A 14,612-nucleotide genomic window follows, 5' to 3' on the forward strand; every position below is an offset into this window, starting at 1 on the left:
CATGGTGAACTGATTGAAATGCTTCTGATTTTTGCAACAAATGATTGATTTAACGATAAGGAGATTTGATACGATGAGAACAATATTTGCAGAATACAATCCCAAGCGCAACAGTATTGATGTTTATACCTCTGTTGGCTATATGCTCCGCATTGACTGTTGGGAAGCTGAAAAGGACTTAAAAACCACATCAGGATCAGACTGTGCATTAAACGCACTCGCCATTGATGATCCTCTTGAATATGCAAGATTATATCTTGATGGAAATTTGCAGATGTGGGTAGATGCGGAAGACTCATTAGATATTTTTTAAATTTTAAACAAATACAACAGTTTAAATAACTATTAGCTACAATATTTCCGGAAAATTCATCATGGGATAAAGTTGGCTGGGTAATTTCAAATCTTTCCAAAAGTTTACACCCGCACTTTTCTCCATCCGACAGCATCTGTACAATTTCCAGCCGGTTCGCATCGCCCAAAGCCTTGCATATCAAAGCCACATCCATTGCATTCATATTGACACCTCACATTGATCATTGTCTATGTTCAACATAATATATACATAGATATTTGTCAATGTATGTATTTTAAAAAAGAGAATCAAGTTTTTGATTCTCTTCATACATTCATTATAGCTTTTATCATCCATTTTATTTGCCCCAAACAGCCGCTGCATTCGACCTTACAAGCAGTTCTTCCACAGGCAGACCAATCGGACAAATATCATGACAAGATAACGACTTCCCGCATCCTTCAAAAAATTTCTTCTTATATTCAGCAGAAATCTCATTCAAATGAGTGCTTTCCTGTTCTTCATTCAGAATCCGAAATGCGTTGACTGCAGCAACAGTGCCTGCGAAAGTCCTATTTGCAGAGAAGTTAGGACACACTTCAAGGCAACAGCCACACATCAGACAGCGTGCCGACTGGTATCTCGGTTCATGTGTCCGCGAACTCATATAAGCTTCACTTTCAAGCCAAAGGTTCAGTTTTTTCAAATTTTCAAACAGATTTGACCGGTCAACGATCAAATCTCTTACAAGCGGAAATTTGCTTAAAGGTTCCAAGGTGATTGTAGAACCTTTTAACGTATGTAGAAATGTAGAGCATGCCAGCCTCGGACGTTCGTTAATCAGCATGGCGCAAGCCCCACATTTTCGCACCATGCAGCTACATTCCCAGCTGATGGGAGTAACTATATTTCCTGAGTTATCTTTCAAAGGGGTTCTACTGTTCAATTCCTTTAGAACAGTGGCAACAGAGCTGTTTTTGCTTCCGTCATACTCAAATTCCTGCCAATAACTGTCTGATTTCTGACTCTCCTGCCGCCTGATTCTTATTTTATATACCAAGTGAATCACCGCCTTTCTGGAACAGGTACAAAGGAAATCTGTATCTGCTTTCCATCAAATCTAGCTACCGTTGTTTTAAGGTAATCATCGTCATTGCTCTTCGGATAATCCTCCCGCCAGTGTGCACCACGGCTTTCTTTTCTTGCAAGAGCACTCTTTAGAACTGCCATGCCAAGCAATGGAAGATTTCCTGTCAGCGCTTGTACCGTTTGAATCCCATTTAACAACGTATTCTCATTTCTGACAACGCCCATAGTCTCCTGCATCACTTTGTTTAATTGCTTTATTTCTGAAATTTGAGACGCTGGTGGAACATCTATCTGTGTCGCACAAGATAGCTCTACTACATCTGCCTGTTCGCATGCTGATTTTGCCGCAACACGTCCTCCGTATAACGCTCCTAACAGAGAATTTCCACCAAGACGGTTGGCACCATGATATTGGGCACAGCATTCTCCGGCAGCGTAAAGATTCTGAATCGGCGTTCTGTGCTGCTCATCCACCAGAATGCCTCCCATAAAATAGTGAATTCCCGGTAAAACAGACACCGGTTCCTTTCGTATATCTTTATGCAGATAGGTCATACAATCGTCTGCCAGACCAGATAGCTTATTTGAAATAATCTCCTCCGATATTTCCGTCATGTCAAGAAATACCTCTGATTCATGGCTGACCTTCCATATCTCTCTGGCGGTAATATCTCGTGGCATCAGATTTCCAAGCTCCGGGTATTTTTCCTCCATGAAATACCATTGTTTTCCATCTTTCATGGCAAACAACCTGCCACCTTCCCCTCTGGCCGCCTCGCTGATGAGCATGCGTTTTCCACCACATTTCACAGTTGTCGGATGATACTGGATCATCTCGCCATTTGCCAGAGGAACACCAAGCCGGAACAATTCTGCGGTGACTTCTCCTGTATTGCTCAGCGAACCCGTTGTATTTCCAAACAATCCGTGCATACCACCAGTGGCAACAATAACCGCATCCCCCGGTAATTCCACAGTCTCCTGACTGTATTCATCCCTGATTACGCAGCCACAACAAATATTGCCACACAGACGAAGTGTTAGGAAAGAATGATGGCTGAACCGTTCTACCATACCAGATGCTTCTTTCCTGCGAACAGCGTCTATCATAGCTGTCATGATCTGCTTCCCGGTATCGCTCTGTGCAAAAGCAGTCCGTTTCTTTTTCTGCCCGCCAAAATTCCGCAGATCCACATCATCATAGCCACTCATGTTAAATTTAACTCCAAGTTTTAGCAGCCAGTGCACCAGCTCCGGTGCTGCCTGTGTCATTCCCCAAACTGCATTTGGATCTGCCAGACCACATGCTGCCTTTATTGTATCTGTAAAATGTTCTTCGGGACTGTCGTTTTCATCTTTTGTATTCAAAGCTGCGTTGATACCGCCCTCCGCCATAACAGACTGTGCCCGCTCTGACGGAAGGGAGGAAACCAGTTTTACATTGCATCCATTTTCCGCTGCCTGCAAAGCCGCTGAAAGTCCTGCCAGTCCAGCACCTATAATAATAATTGTCTTACTCATAGATATTGCCACCCAATATAATATAAAATAACCGCTCCCGCTATAAAAAGAAGAAGCACCGAAAGGATCAAATAAATATCACTCCTTCGTTCTTTATAACTGATGATTCCCAGTGATACGAGCAATGGGCGGATATTGATAAAAATATGAACAAAGATGGCCGCTACGAACAAAAGCTGAGTTACCATCTTTACAGTTGTAAAAGGGAACAAAATATATGTCCCATTCTGCACCTTTCCAAACAAGCCAATATGGAATAACAGCAGAATCAGTATTGCCATCCCACTGGCTCGTCTCGCCCAAAATATGACGTTTTGTTTCAGATACATTTTTCCTGATTGCTTCGCTGTCTGTAAACTCTGAACTGTCAGGATGACACCAATCACCGTATGCACAACAAGAATACCAACACCAATCCATGCAAGAAGTTTCCCGGCACTACTTCCAACTCCGTTCAGCATAAAGCTGCCCATGATTCCATGAATCATAAAAATGAGAAGCATTAAAACAGACAAAATCGTATTCCATTTTCTCATAAATTCCCGCTCACCTCATTTCTTCGCTGTCCATGATCATATAGTCCATCTGTGTTAGCGTTGTAACGTCAATAAAATCATCCGATGCCAGGAATACATCATACTTTCCACTTACCACTCTTGATAGCATCATTGTGTTACTGTACTCTTTCAGATCTACGAAAAAACCGGCCTGTTTCAACCTGTCACAGAGTTTCTTAGCATAACTGACAAGCGGATAATCCGTCTCAGGTACATATAACCGAAAACTAATGTCCGTTTTCATGAGATCTGTTTCATTTGTTTCCGAATCGTCCAGTGCCAATTCTTTTAATTTATTCCGGGCGTTCTCGTTGTCGAGACCATCTGACATCATATTAATACCGAGAACATAAGAGCCTTCCAACTGTGCAGAGGCTTGAGCCGCCTTTTTTGACTTCGGTGTTGCTCCTGTGACTGCATCAATCATAGAAGGCGGTGAATGTAATATGACACCAAAACCTACAAGAAAAACAATCGTAACAACTAACAGAATCAGTTTTCGTTTCACATTCCCACCTCATTCCCTATTTTTTCAAAATTCTCATTGCGTTCAAAACAGCAATTATGGTAACGCCTACATCACCAAATACAGCTTCCCACATTCCCGCAATACCAAGAGCGCCAAGAATCAGGAACACACTCTTAATCCCAAGAGCAATCACTATATTCTGCATGACAATCTGTTTTGTCGCTTTTGCTACTTCAATCGCGTCCACCAGCTTAGACGGTTCATCTGTCATCAGAACTACATCTGCTGCTTCAATGGCCGCATCCGAACCAAGCCCACCCATTGCAATACCAACATCTGCACGGGCAAGGACAGGAGCGTCATTGATACCATCACCAACAAAAGCCAATTTGCTTCCCGGTCTCTTTTTACCATCTAAAAGCTCAACCTTTTCCACTTTTTGGTCAGGAAGCAGCTGTGCATAATATTCATCCAACTGCAATTCTTCTGCAACAGACTTCCCAATTTTTTCATCATCACCGGTAAGCATAACTGTTTTTTCCACGCCGATATGTTTCAGGTCAGAAATTGCTTTTTTACTGTCCGGCTTCACTTCATCTGTTATCAAAATACATCCTGCATATTGACCATCTACAGCCAAATAAACTTTTGTACCTGCTTTTTCACCGGTTGTGTACTCTATACATTCTGTGTCCATAAGTTTCGTATTGCCCGCAAAAACTTTCTTTTCCCCTGCCATTACACTGATTCCATATCCTGAAATTTCCTTATAATCAGAAATCACTGACTGATCAATTTCTTTTTCATAAGCAGCAAGAATGGATTTTGCAATAGGATGGTTAGAAAAACTCTCTGCCTCTGCCGCATACTCCAGAACCTGTTCTTTTGAAAATCCATTTGCAGGCAAAATATCCGTCACATTGAAAACACCTTTTGTAAGTGTTCCGGTTTTATCGAACACAATAACGCTGACATTATTAAGTGCCTCTAAATAATTGCTTCCTTTTACAAGAACACCTCGTTTAGATGCTGCACCAATGCCGCCGAAGAAAGTCAGCGGGATTGAAATAACCAATGCACATGGACAAGATACCACAAGGAAAACAAATCCTCTGCGAATCCACTCTGTCCAGCCTCCGCCAAGAATGATCGGTGGCAGAATCGCCAGAAAAGCTGCTAAGATTACAACCACAGGTGTATAATAACGTGCAAATGTAGTAATAAAATTTTCTGTTGGTGCTTTTCGGCTTGACGCATTTTCCACAAGATCAATAATCTTTGAAGCCGTAGATTCACCAAATGCTTTTGTTGTCTTAATCATTAAGACACCCGTCTGATTCATACAACCGGAAAGTGCTTCGTCTCCTTTATGAACACTTCTCGGAACTGATTCTCCTGTTAAGGCCCTTGTATCCAGCATAGAATCTCCATCCAATACCACACCGTCTAATGGAATTTTTTCACCAGGCTTTACAATAATAATCTCACCAATGGAGACATTTTCTGGAGATATGGTAATCAATTCCCCATTTCTTCTTACTGTAGCAGAATCTGGACGTATATCCATTAAGTCTGATATAGATTTTCTGGAACGCTTAACAGCCAATGACTGAAAAAATTCACCTACCTGATAGAATAGCATAACAGCAACTGCTTCTGGATATTCACCAATGACAAAAGCCCCAATCGTAGAAACACTCATTAAAAAATGTTCATCAAATACACGTCCCTTTGAAATGTTCCTCACAGCCTGCCATACAACATCTCCACCAAGAATAACATAAGAAACAATGAGAAAAGCTAACTCGATAGGCAGTGGCACTTTCGCAAAAACAGTCAATGCCATACCAATGGCATAGATTGCTGCACCAGTCGCTAAACGAACTGTCAACTTCTTATCCTCATTGTTATAGGATTCATTGGCCTCCTGCTTTTTTTCCGGTATATAAGATTCCTGTACATTTTCAGAAACTTCCACATCTGGCTCATGGCTATGAACAATCGTTTCAATCTGACTGGCTATCGTATCTGCGGATGTCTGAGCAACATTGATTGTAAGCGTCTGCTTCATCAAATTTACCACTGAGGATTGCACTCCATCCAACTCTCCGACTTCTTTTTCAATTTTTGCAGAACAATTCGGACAATCCAATCCTTTTAACGAATAACTCTTTGTAACATTCATAACGGTTTCTTCCTGAACTTCCACATCTGGCTCATGACTATGAACAATCGTTTCAATCTGACTGGCTATCGTATCTGCGGCTGTCTGAGTAACATTGATTGTAAGCGTCTGCTTCATCAGATTTACCACTGAGGATTGCACTCCATCCAACTCTCCGACTTCTTTTTCAATTTTTGCGGAACAATTTGGACAGTCCAACCCTTTTAATAGAAATATGCGTTTCATGATAATCTCCTTACAATTTGTTTAGTTGTTCAATTACTCAACTATAATGTTAAAAAATATTATTTCTGCCAAAGATGCTCAAATCCCTTGTCAATAATCTCTTTCACGTGATCATCTGCCAGCGAGTAGTAAACTATCTGTGCTTCTTTACGGAATTTTACCAGATTCGCTAGGCGTAATGCCTTTAACTGATGCGAAATTGCAGATTTTGTTACCCCCAGTAGCACTGCAAGATCACATACACACATCTCACTCTGTTCTAGAGCGTGTAAGATTTGTACTCTAGTTCCATCTCCAAATAGCTTAAACAAAGAAGCCAACTGGATATAATCATCTTTGGGCTGCATCTTGGATTTCACATCATTCACAATATCCTCATGAATTACATCGCAATTACAAATATAAGACGTTTTTGACATATATTCACCTCCAAATAATAATAGTTGAACAATTACTCAACTATTATTATACTTATTTTTAAATTTATGTCAATAAGCTGATGTTAGTTCCCCATAAATTTTACAATTAAAACCAGCTCTTTATTCTTTTCTTAATCTTTTTCCCCAGTATACCGTTTTGGCTTTCTTGTCACACTTCCTGTAAATTCCGATTGAGATTTCACCTGTTTTAAGAATTTTAATAAACTGTTATATTTTGTTATCAAATTCTCCGCAATCCTTTGAAAACACTGGATTTGTCGCAGGTGAGCTTTCCCTTATTGTTTCCCTTGTGTTATATCTTCCCATATAAGTTTACGAACTCTGATAAGGGAAAATACAAGGGCACAAGATGTCCGGTGGACATCTGCTCTGTGCCGACCGAAGCGGCAGAGGAGACCAAGAAAAATCTATAAAACAGTATAACACAAAATAAAAGTGACATGGTGAACTGATTGAAATGCTTCTTAATTTTTACAATTAATGATTGATTGAATAATAAGGAGATGGAATACGATGAGAACAATATTTGCAGAATACAATCCACAATGCAACAGTATTGATGTTTATACCAGTGCCGGCTATATGCTTCGCATTGACTGCTGGGAAGCTGAGAAGGACTTAAAAACCACGCCTGGATCAGACTGTGCATTAAATGCACTTGCTATTGACGAACCGCTGGAATATGCAAGATTATATCTTGATGGAAATTTACAGATGTGGATTGATGCAGAAGATTCACTTGAACTTTAATATTTCCTGTTAAAAATTGAGTAGGAGGCGGTGACTAACCGCCGTCCTCTCAGTGGACAGCACCCAATTAATTGGTGAACTGTCCTCTTTTTTTAATAATATTCTCGTTCTTCCCACCAGTCTTTCACTTAACATCGGATTCCAATATAAATCACATTCTCAGGCAATAACAGTACAATAAGATTTATCGGATATTTCAACAGACGCTTATAACAATCCACTGTATATTTTTAAATCTTCATCCTTAAACACATTAAAGATTACCTTTTTTATTCTGCTGTCTTTGTTAAGATACTGCTTTACAGTGTTCGTTGCAATCTCGGCAGCTCGTTGCTGCGGAAAACGGAATACACCTGTAGACAAACAACAGAATGCAATAGATTCCACACCAGTATCAGCTGCAAGCTTTAGGCACTCTGTGTAGCAGCTTGCCAACAGGTCTTCATCTTCTTTTGTGACTTTCCATTGTATAATCGGTCCTACCGTATGAAGAATATATTTTGCTGGAAGATTGTAGCCCGATGTTATCTTTGCTTTGCCGGTCTCTTCTTCATGTCCCTGCTCTGTCATAATCTCATGCATTTTCAGACGCAGCTCAATTCCTGCATAAGTATGAATAAAATTATCAATACAGGCATGCATCGGCGAAAAGCATCCAAGCATCTGTGAGTTACACGCATTCACGATCGCATCACATTTCAAAGTGGTAATATCCCCCTGCCAGATATCTAATCTCGAATCGGATTTTACAGGTGCAAGCGTGTCAATATCTTTGATTCCACGCTCTATATTTCTTTCTGTAAGATACTCATCCTGTATTTTCAAAAAATCATTACCGATTGGTCTTGGCGGTCTGACATTCATAAGTGAGCGGAGCAGATTTTCCTGCCCCTGCTTATCCATAGGAATGTTCTGTCTGCCAAACGGTATTTCTTCTTTTAAAAGATACTGAATCAGATATTCTCTTCGCTCATCCTGTGTCATAATACCAGCCCCCTTATATCAGTAATTGCCTTTGCCATATCACCGCCAATACCGATTGCACGTTCCCCGAAACTTTCCGGAACTACCGCTTCATCCATATTCAAGCGTATCAAACTATAAGACGAGTTCTTCCTCACCATCTTCTCAAAAGGGAAACGTATAATAATCGGCGTATTAAATCCAACTCCAAGTTCCAAAAGAACAACCTTTTTATCTTTATGCTGTTCCAGAAACCCCGCATACCTGTCGGCTGCCTCATGCCACGCTTCATCTTCCACAAAATAATTATCACAACGGAGATTCATAGCCATATTGCCGCCACACACCGGACATTTTGGTACAAGTTCTGATGGAATCAGGCAGTCTCTTCTTGCTTTATCCATTTTACGAAACAGGTCTTTTGCATCGTAAGTCTTTGGATGACAGGCTTTCTGGCACTGGATTTTCCCATAATCTCCCTGTGTTGCAAATATTCTTTTTTCATCGAATCCCGCTTTATAAAACTGATGATCCACATTGGTTGTAAGTACAAAATATTCTTTGTTCTTTACAATATCATAAAGCTCTGTATAAAGCGGCAATGCCGGAGGATCAAAGCGGTTCATCAATGCATGTTTTGACCAGTATCCCCACTTTGCCTCCTCAGACGGATATGGATAAAATCCGGCTGCATACATATCTGTCATGTAGTACTCACCGTATTTTTTTATAAATTCTGCAAAATTGTCTGTAAACCTTTTACCACCATATTGGATTCCCGCAGCTGTCGATGCCCCGGCTCCTGCCCCGATTATAACACAGTCTGTATTTCTTATATTCTTTGCTGCCCTGTCAATCTGGTCTTCATATGCATCCTTTTGGAATACATAATCCCTTGCCGGAGTACTACATAAAAAGTTTCTCCAGTCAGCATGCCCTTTTCTGATTTTCTTAAAAATCATAATGAACCTCCTTTCTCAATACACTGCTTCGGACAAATTTCTGCACATCTTCCGCAATGCAGACAATGATTCTGGTTGATAGTAACCGGAACTGAAGATATATCAATGCATTTTTGCGGACATACAGAGTAACACAGTTTGCATCCAATACATTCTTTTCCAATAAAATACCCTGTCTGAACTGCCTCGGTTTTTCCAATTGTTATAGTATCCCTCACAATATTTGATGGATTGCTGATATCAAAATACTCTCCCTGTGCCTCATACAGCCGAAACACTTCGATTGCGTCTTTCGTATCTCCCGGATAGATTTTCTTCATATATGGATTTTTTTCAAACATAATATCAAGATTCTTTTTTTCGATGTTCTTTATTTTTCCACGCAGAGACACCGCAATTTTGTCTTTTGTTGCGGATATTGCCACATACTGCTGCTCCATTAACTGGTCATAAAATGCTTTTCCCTTTGCTGTAAGGAAATACACACCTTCTTCATCATAGTACATCATATCTATGATTCTTGTCTGAGGATGTCCATCTGAACCTATCGTTGCAACTGTTGTTGAATGAATTTCATCCACCAGAAGTTTAAGATAATCCATTTTTGTCATTTCAAAGTCTCTCCTTTCAGTATCGGTGTAAGTTTTTTATATATCATCATGGCAATTGCTCCAATCACCAAGCCTTTTAAGATATTAAACGGCAATGCATTGAATAGCACAACGTCCAGCTTTGTCTTAATAAATGGCAGAAATTCGCCAAATGATGCAATCAGCTGATCCAACGGCATAAATGTTTCAAACAGTGGAAGTAGTATAAAATAATTTGCAATCGCTGCCGCTATTCCCATAACTACACTTGAAATAACACATGCCCACTTCGCCATTTTCTTAGTCTTTTTGTATTTGTATATAAAACCGGCAGCCAGTACATAGGATGCCCCCATTAGGAAATTGGCAAGTTCACCAATTCCTCCTGTTGATGTTGACAGAAGCTGTAATATATTTTTTATCAATTCTATCATCACTCCTGTAACCGGTCCAAACGCAAACGTCCCAATCAGTGCAGGTAAATCTGACAGATCCATTCGTGCAAATGATGGACTCAAAGGAACCGGAAACTCTAAAAATGCCAACACATATGATATAGCTGCCAGTAGAGCTGTCATTGTTATCGTCCTTGTAGAAACTAAATTTTTTCTTGTTTTAATAGTTGCTGTATTGTTACTCATAAATCTCCTTTTTGTGAGATATGCCTGAATTTAAAACAGCCCGCAGGACGAGATTCCCTGCGGGACTTGTTTTATCATATCTTCTCTCATCCGGACTTTACCGTCGGTTATGGAATTGCACCATATCAGCTTTTGCTCGCAGACTATACTGCCGGTCAGGAATTACACCTTGCCCCGAAGACTGTAATTTTTTCTGTTAATTATCTTTAAAATTCATAAGGTGGATTTCCAGAGAAATCTGCGATTAAACCATGCGGATTTTCAAGATAGAATACCTCAAAAATAGGATTATCTGCTGTCTGGTACTGTCCCTTAACGATAGGGTTGTTCATGCATCCTTCCTTTACACTCTTGTTGTCCTCAAATACTGCTTTACCATGAAGACGAATCCATGCGTATTCAGGGGAAGATACTGATACTTCTACTTCAGGATTTGCTAACATATCCTTGTAAACATCCTTTGTGTTGTTAGTACAGAACCAAAGCTTTCCGTCCTGCTCAAAACAGAACATGAATGGACGGCATTTTGCCTTTCCATCTCTTCCGACGGTTGCTAAATACTGAACCGGGTTTTTCTGTAAAAATTCTACTACTTTCTGCATTTTAAATTACCTCCTTGATATGTTGTAACAATGATTATTACATCTTGTAGCTATACAATATCATCCGTTTAATGTAATGTCAATAGTTACATCATTTTTTTTGTAACTTTTTTTGTTACAACTCCTTTTGAAGATTTTACATTGATTATGAAAAACGAAAAGGCTCCGGAAATTGTGATGATATAATCACTCATCCGAAGCCTTCTGTAGGCTACTCTTCCTCTGTATACACTGCAATATCTTTTTTCACATCAGCAAGTGTCATTTCTGAAAGTTTTTCCTCCATTGCCTTCTGTACTTCTAACAGTCTCTTATCAAGAACATGGTGAATATTCTTTCCTACCGGACATTTCTGATTGGGATTCTCATGAAAATGAAACAGTTCTTCATCTGGTGCGCATTCCACTGCTTTATACACATCAAGGAATGTAATCTGCTCCAATGGTCTGGTAATTGTCACACCGCCTGTCCCTCTTGCAACTTCAATAAGACCAGCAGCCTTTAATTGTTGCAATATTTTACGAACAATCACCGGATTAGTTCCAATGCTTGCTGCCATAAAATCACTAGTCATCTTCTGATCCGAAAATGTATCTATACAGGCAAACATATGGATTGCCATTGTAAATCTGCTTGAAATCTGCATTATAAACACCTCTCTTTGACAGTAATCATATCAAAAAACAGATGTAATTTCAATGGTTACATTGTTGTTGAAAACTTAATATAAATACAATCAATAGTCTGCTTTAGAAAAAACAGGAAGATACTTTACAAAATCTTCCTGTTTTCTTTTTGTTTTAGTAATATCCTCGTTCCTCCCGCCAGTCTTTCACATAACATCGGATTCCAATATAGACCACGTGCACAAGAAGTAACAGTAGAATAAGGTTCATCGGAATGATTGATTTTATCCATTTTCCGAAGTAGATTGCAATAGCTGTACTCATTATCGCCATCATGATACTGATGATATCCCAGCAATATTTCCGGTAGATTTTCCCCACCTGATAACCAATCCAGACTATCGGTAATCCCGTCATGATGAATAAAATTCCCATAACAATAACTGCGATCAGCCAGTACATAAGCCCGGAAAGGATACGGTTAGGTATTCCGCCACTTAACTGTCCGAAAGAATCTGCCCCTATGACAAACTCCCGAAACAATCTTCCCATTCCTTTTCCTAACACACCGAAAAAGGTGATACAATCGTTAAGGAAAACTGGCGAAAGAATAGCAGTAAACAGTGTTGTTATTAAGCTGTACCATGCCAGTAGGAACAGGATACTTTCATAACCAGTTGTCATATTTTTATATTTCTTTTCCAACTGACTTTTGCGGTTATCGCATTTTTCTTTTGCTTTCTGGTAAGCAGTCCGGTCACATTTTTCACATTTCTCATAAGGCACTTTTTTTGCAACAGCTACCTCTACCGTCTTTTGGTTTGTCAGTGCATAAAGTTTTTCCTGTTCTGCTTTTTCATACTTAAATTTCCATGCCACGACTTCTGCGTCGGCTCTTTTCCTGCTGTCTGCCTCGCTGGTCAATCGTTCCTCTGTTTGCCTTAATCTTGTCCGCAATGCTTCGATATTCTCGGCTCTGTTTTCGCTGTTCAATTTCTCGTTCAAGGTCAGCGATTCGCTTAGCTGCCTGTTCAGTTCCTGGATTGTCTGGTCTTTCTGATCCAGTTCGTCCTGCATCTGTTCGGTCATCAGCAGAAGTTCTTCCACCTGCCCGACGTTCTCTAAGTTTCTGCATCCGTTCATCAATTTCCCTCTTAAAATTTAAGTGCTGGTATTATGAAACAGCAATGAAAGATGGTAATGAAGATACGATAAATGCCATGTTACCTGATAAACTTCCAAAAAATATACAGAAACTATATGACAAAGGACATGAATGATTTTTGTTTCTTCTTCAAGCTGGAATCTGTTAATCGGTAATCTTATATCCTGTAGTCTGAAGAACTTCCAATGCTTTTTGATAGTTTTCTTTTTTATCAATACATAGTCTGTGTTGTAGGTCGATACTGCAAAAATTGAAATCCCATTATCAGCTAATATAGTAGCAATTTTAGCCAGTATTCCAATTAAGGAAAAATCCAGTACTCCCTGAATACGAAAAGCTTTCCAACCATCATCACGTTGAATCGTATTTTTGGGAACTTCACTTGTAATGTACACTAACGATTTTTCTTCATCTGTTTTTTCAATAAAGCTATATTCAGAATCTAAATTTACAAGTGAATAATCTTTTACCTGACACACTGTAAAGTCTTGCTCAATCCTTTTTATTTCCATAAACTTATTCATTATCCTTTTTCATGAATTCAATATATTCCTGCCCCCAATTATGCATCGCTTCTATTACCGGATGAAATTTTTTCCCAATTTCTGTCAGCGAATATTCTACCTTAGGCGGAATCGACTCATATTGTTTTCGCTCCACCAGACCATTTTCCACCAATGTCTTTAATTGAACAGATAAAGTCGCATGTGTCATCTTTGGCATAAGACGCAAAAGATCATTGAAACGGATGGGACCATCTTCCAGATAATGTATAATTAAGACAGCCCATTTTCCTGAAATCAAACTCTGTGCTGTCGCATAAGGACATTTCCCAAAACGATCTTCCATTGTCGAATCCGTTTCAAATAATCTTTTCATATCATTACCTCTTATACATCAAATTCATCTTTTAAATCCATCATTCCACGAATCTCTGCATGACCATTCTCAATATAGAACATTCCCATCTCCCAGCCATTTTTATCATACAGATTCATAATCTCTGGCATTGCTGTACGCACCTTTTCCAAAAGAGCCTCATCTTTCACAATCTTTACAGTTCCATCATAACGCATGAATTCATTACCATTAAGAGCTAACACTTCAACATGCGAATTTTTCGTTAACTGTGAGAAAACATTTTTGAATGTGCCACATCCAAAATATAATTTACCATCGTCTAACATATGGAATCCAAATGGACGTCCCTTGGGTTTATCTCCATCTGTAGTCAAAAAATAAAATATTTTTGCCTCATCTAAAAATTGGTTTACTTTTTCAATATTTGTCATATTGGTATCCTCCTTGTTTGTGTGGTCATATTTTTGAACTGGTTTAATTATATGACCGATAAAATAATACATCAAGTACGATTATTTTTGATACTTGGTATCTTTGAGAATACCTAAAAATTTGCTTTATTTCCCATACAAACATCGATTGTTCGAGCTTTTCAAATACTAACGTACTTAATTCTGTTCAATAAGTGATTTATAGTAGTTACCAAAGTCAGCAAGTGAATTAACAATTGG

17 protein-coding genes, 2 pseudogenes and 1 riboswitch are annotated in these 14,612 nt (G+C 39.2%); of the genes and pseudogenes, 2 read left to right on the top strand and 17 right to left on the bottom strand.

Annotated features, from left to right (window positions below):
• Positions 1 to 73: 73 nt before the first annotated feature.
• Positions 74 to 313, top strand: a complete 240-nt coding sequence (locus HED67_RS10495) for a DUF6061 family protein (RefSeq protein WP_107001876.1) — start codon at positions 74 to 76, stop codon at positions 311 to 313.
• A 61-nt stretch (positions 314 to 374) separates the two neighbouring features.
• Here HED67_RS10495 and HED67_RS17560 read toward each other — a convergent pair.
• The 7 genes and pseudogenes from HED67_RS17560 to HED67_RS10530 form a co-directional block, all read right to left on the bottom strand.
• A pseudogene (locus tag HED67_RS17560) lies at positions 375 to 518 on the bottom strand (ArsR family transcriptional regulator); the annotation flags it as partial.
• 135 nt (positions 519 to 653) lie between these two features.
• Positions 654 to 1,364, bottom strand: coding sequence for a 2Fe-2S iron-sulfur cluster-binding protein (locus HED67_RS10505; RefSeq protein ID WP_330371261.1), 711 nt, complete (start codon positions 1,362 to 1,364; stop codon positions 654 to 656).
• A complete protein-coding gene (locus tag HED67_RS10510) occupies positions 1,361 to 2,905 on the bottom strand; it encodes an FAD-binding protein (protein WP_215632847.1) in 1,545 nt (514 codons plus the stop codon). Before HED67_RS10510 ends, HED67_RS10505 begins: the two co-directional genes overlap by 4 nt.
• Positions 2,902 to 3,441, bottom strand: coding sequence for a hypothetical protein (locus HED67_RS10515; RefSeq protein ID WP_009203875.1), 540 nt, complete (start codon positions 3,439 to 3,441; stop codon positions 2,902 to 2,904). The genes HED67_RS10510 and HED67_RS10515 overlap by 4 nt, the downstream gene beginning before the upstream one ends.
• Before the next feature lie 10 nt (positions 3,442 to 3,451).
• Positions 3,452 to 3,970 carry a DUF6921 family protein gene (locus HED67_RS10520; RefSeq protein WP_215632848.1) on the bottom strand — a complete coding sequence of 173 codons (519 nt, stop codon included), beginning with the start codon at positions 3,968 to 3,970 and terminating at the stop codon, positions 3,452 to 3,454.
• A gap of 16 nt (positions 3,971 to 3,986) precedes the next feature.
• The gene (locus tag HED67_RS10525; protein ID WP_221718278.1) at positions 3,987 to 6,341 is read right to left on the bottom strand and encodes a heavy metal translocating P-type ATPase; all 2,355 of its coding nucleotides are present in this window, start codon (positions 6,339 to 6,341) and stop codon (positions 3,987 to 3,989) included.
• Between the two features lie 59 nt (positions 6,342 to 6,400).
• Positions 6,401 to 6,760 carry an ArsR/SmtB family transcription factor gene (locus tag HED67_RS10530; protein ID WP_015512809.1) on the bottom strand — a complete coding sequence of 120 codons (360 nt, stop codon included), beginning with the start codon at positions 6,758 to 6,760 and terminating at the stop codon, positions 6,401 to 6,403.
• 534 nt (positions 6,761 to 7,294) lie between these two features.
• On the opposite strand from HED67_RS10530, the gene HED67_RS10535 reads away from it, so the two are divergent.
• On the top strand, positions 7,295 to 7,531 hold the full coding sequence (locus HED67_RS10535) for a DUF6061 family protein (protein ID WP_221718279.1): 237 nt from the start codon (positions 7,295 to 7,297) through the stop codon (positions 7,529 to 7,531).
• A gap of 207 nt (positions 7,532 to 7,738) precedes the next feature.
• On the opposite strand, the gene HED67_RS10540 is transcribed toward HED67_RS10535, so the two are convergent.
• The 10 genes and pseudogenes from HED67_RS10540 to HED67_RS10585 all read right to left on the bottom strand — a co-directional run bounded on the left by HED67_RS10540 (position 7,739) and on the right by HED67_RS10585 (position 14,372).
• Positions 7,739 to 8,515, bottom strand: coding sequence for a protein-ADP-ribose hydrolase (locus tag HED67_RS10540; RefSeq protein ID WP_221718280.1), 777 nt, complete (start codon positions 8,513 to 8,515; stop codon positions 7,739 to 7,741).
• Positions 8,512 to 9,456, bottom strand: a complete 945-nt coding sequence (locus tag HED67_RS10545; RefSeq protein WP_221718281.1) for an SIR2 family NAD-dependent protein deacylase — start codon at positions 9,454 to 9,456, stop codon at positions 8,512 to 8,514. Before HED67_RS10545 ends, HED67_RS10540 begins: the two co-directional genes overlap by 4 nt.
• Positions 9,453 to 10,067: a 4Fe-4S binding protein gene (locus HED67_RS10550; protein WP_221718282.1), complete on the bottom strand. Its 615-nt coding sequence runs from the start codon at positions 10,065 to 10,067 to the stop codon at positions 9,453 to 9,455. Before HED67_RS10550 ends, HED67_RS10545 begins: the two co-directional genes overlap by 4 nt.
• Positions 10,064 to 10,687, bottom strand: coding sequence for an ECF transporter S component (locus HED67_RS10555; RefSeq protein WP_221718283.1), 624 nt, complete (start codon positions 10,685 to 10,687; stop codon positions 10,064 to 10,066). Before HED67_RS10555 ends, HED67_RS10550 begins: the two co-directional genes overlap by 4 nt.
• Positions 10,688 to 10,761: 74 nt before the next feature.
• Positions 10,762 to 10,873, bottom strand: a riboswitch (FMN riboswitch).
• 20 nt (positions 10,874 to 10,893) lie between these two features.
• The gene (locus HED67_RS10560; protein WP_004844992.1) at positions 10,894 to 11,289 is read right to left on the bottom strand and encodes a pyridoxamine 5'-phosphate oxidase family protein; all 396 of its coding nucleotides are present in this window, start codon (positions 11,287 to 11,289) and stop codon (positions 10,894 to 10,896) included.
• Between the two features lie 211 nt (positions 11,290 to 11,500).
• On the bottom strand, positions 11,501 to 11,935 hold the full coding sequence (locus HED67_RS10565) for an Rrf2 family transcriptional regulator (RefSeq protein WP_009243644.1): 435 nt from the start codon (positions 11,933 to 11,935) through the stop codon (positions 11,501 to 11,503).
• Positions 11,936 to 12,089: 154 nt separating this feature from the next.
• Positions 12,090 to 13,058, bottom strand: a complete 969-nt coding sequence (locus HED67_RS10570) for a DUF6040 family protein (protein WP_246612189.1) — start codon at positions 13,056 to 13,058, stop codon at positions 12,090 to 12,092.
• A gap of 166 nt (positions 13,059 to 13,224) precedes the next feature.
• Positions 13,225 to 13,592 (bottom strand): annotated as a pseudogene (locus HED67_RS10575) (ACT domain-containing protein).
• Between the two features lie 4 nt (positions 13,593 to 13,596).
• Positions 13,597 to 13,959, bottom strand: coding sequence for a winged helix-turn-helix transcriptional regulator (locus tag HED67_RS10580; RefSeq protein WP_182370779.1), 363 nt, complete (start codon positions 13,957 to 13,959; stop codon positions 13,597 to 13,599).
• A gap of 11 nt (positions 13,960 to 13,970) precedes the next feature.
• Complete coding sequence (locus HED67_RS10585) at positions 13,971 to 14,372, bottom strand: pyridoxamine 5'-phosphate oxidase family protein (protein WP_117495882.1); 402 nt, start codon at positions 14,370 to 14,372, stop codon at positions 13,971 to 13,973.
• Positions 14,373 to 14,612 lie beyond the last annotated feature (240 nt).

The sequence above is a fragment of the Pseudocoprococcus catus genome (assembly GCF_019734885.1).
Taxonomy (GTDB): Bacteria; Bacillota; Clostridia; order Lachnospirales; family Lachnospiraceae; genus Coprococcus_A; species Coprococcus_A catus.

Excerpts from the sequence above, each read along its gene's own strand:
- HED67_RS10570 (WP_246612189.1), bottom strand. The coding sequence starts at position 13,058 with ATGAACGGATGCAGAAACTTAGAGAACGTCGGGCAGGTGGAAGAACTT.
- HED67_RS10545 (WP_221718281.1), bottom strand. The coding sequence starts at position 9,456 with ATGATTTTTAAGAAAATCAGAAAAGGGCATGCTGACTGGAGAAACTTT.
- HED67_RS10555 (WP_221718283.1), bottom strand. The coding sequence starts at position 10,687 with ATGAGTAACAATACAGCAACTATTAAAACAAGAAAAAATTTAGTTTCT.
- HED67_RS10580 (WP_182370779.1), bottom strand. The coding sequence starts at position 13,959 with ATGAAAAGATTATTTGAAACGGATTCGACAATGGAAGATCGTTTTGGG.
- HED67_RS10565 (WP_009243644.1), bottom strand. The coding sequence starts at position 11,935 with ATGCAGATTTCAAGCAGATTTACAATGGCAATCCATATGTTTGCCTGT.
- HED67_RS10540 (WP_221718280.1), bottom strand. The coding sequence starts at position 8,515 with ATGACACAGGATGAGCGAAGAGAATATCTGATTCAGTATCTTTTAAAA.
- HED67_RS10495 (WP_107001876.1), top strand. The coding sequence starts at position 74 with ATGAGAACAATATTTGCAGAATACAATCCCAAGCGCAACAGTATTGAT.
- HED67_RS10535 (WP_221718279.1), top strand. The coding sequence starts at position 7,295 with ATGAGAACAATATTTGCAGAATACAATCCACAATGCAACAGTATTGAT.
- HED67_RS10530 (WP_015512809.1), bottom strand. The coding sequence starts at position 6,760 with ATGTCAAAAACGTCTTATATTTGTAATTGCGATGTAATTCATGAGGAT.
- HED67_RS10560 (WP_004844992.1), bottom strand. The coding sequence starts at position 11,289 with ATGCAGAAAGTAGTAGAATTTTTACAGAAAAACCCGGTTCAGTATTTA.
- HED67_RS10525 (WP_221718278.1), bottom strand. The coding sequence starts at position 6,341 with ATGAAACGCATATTTCTATTAAAAGGGTTGGACTGTCCAAATTGTTCC.
- HED67_RS10510 (WP_215632847.1), bottom strand. The coding sequence starts at position 2,905 with ATGAGTAAGACAATTATTATTATAGGTGCTGGACTGGCAGGACTTTCA.
- HED67_RS10585 (WP_117495882.1), bottom strand. The coding sequence starts at position 14,372 with ATGACAAATATTGAAAAAGTAAACCAATTTTTAGATGAGGCAAAAATA.
- HED67_RS10515 (WP_009203875.1), bottom strand. The coding sequence starts at position 3,441 with ATGAGAAAATGGAATACGATTTTGTCTGTTTTAATGCTTCTCATTTTT.
- HED67_RS10550 (WP_221718282.1), bottom strand. The coding sequence starts at position 10,067 with ATGACAAAAATGGATTATCTTAAACTTCTGGTGGATGAAATTCATTCA.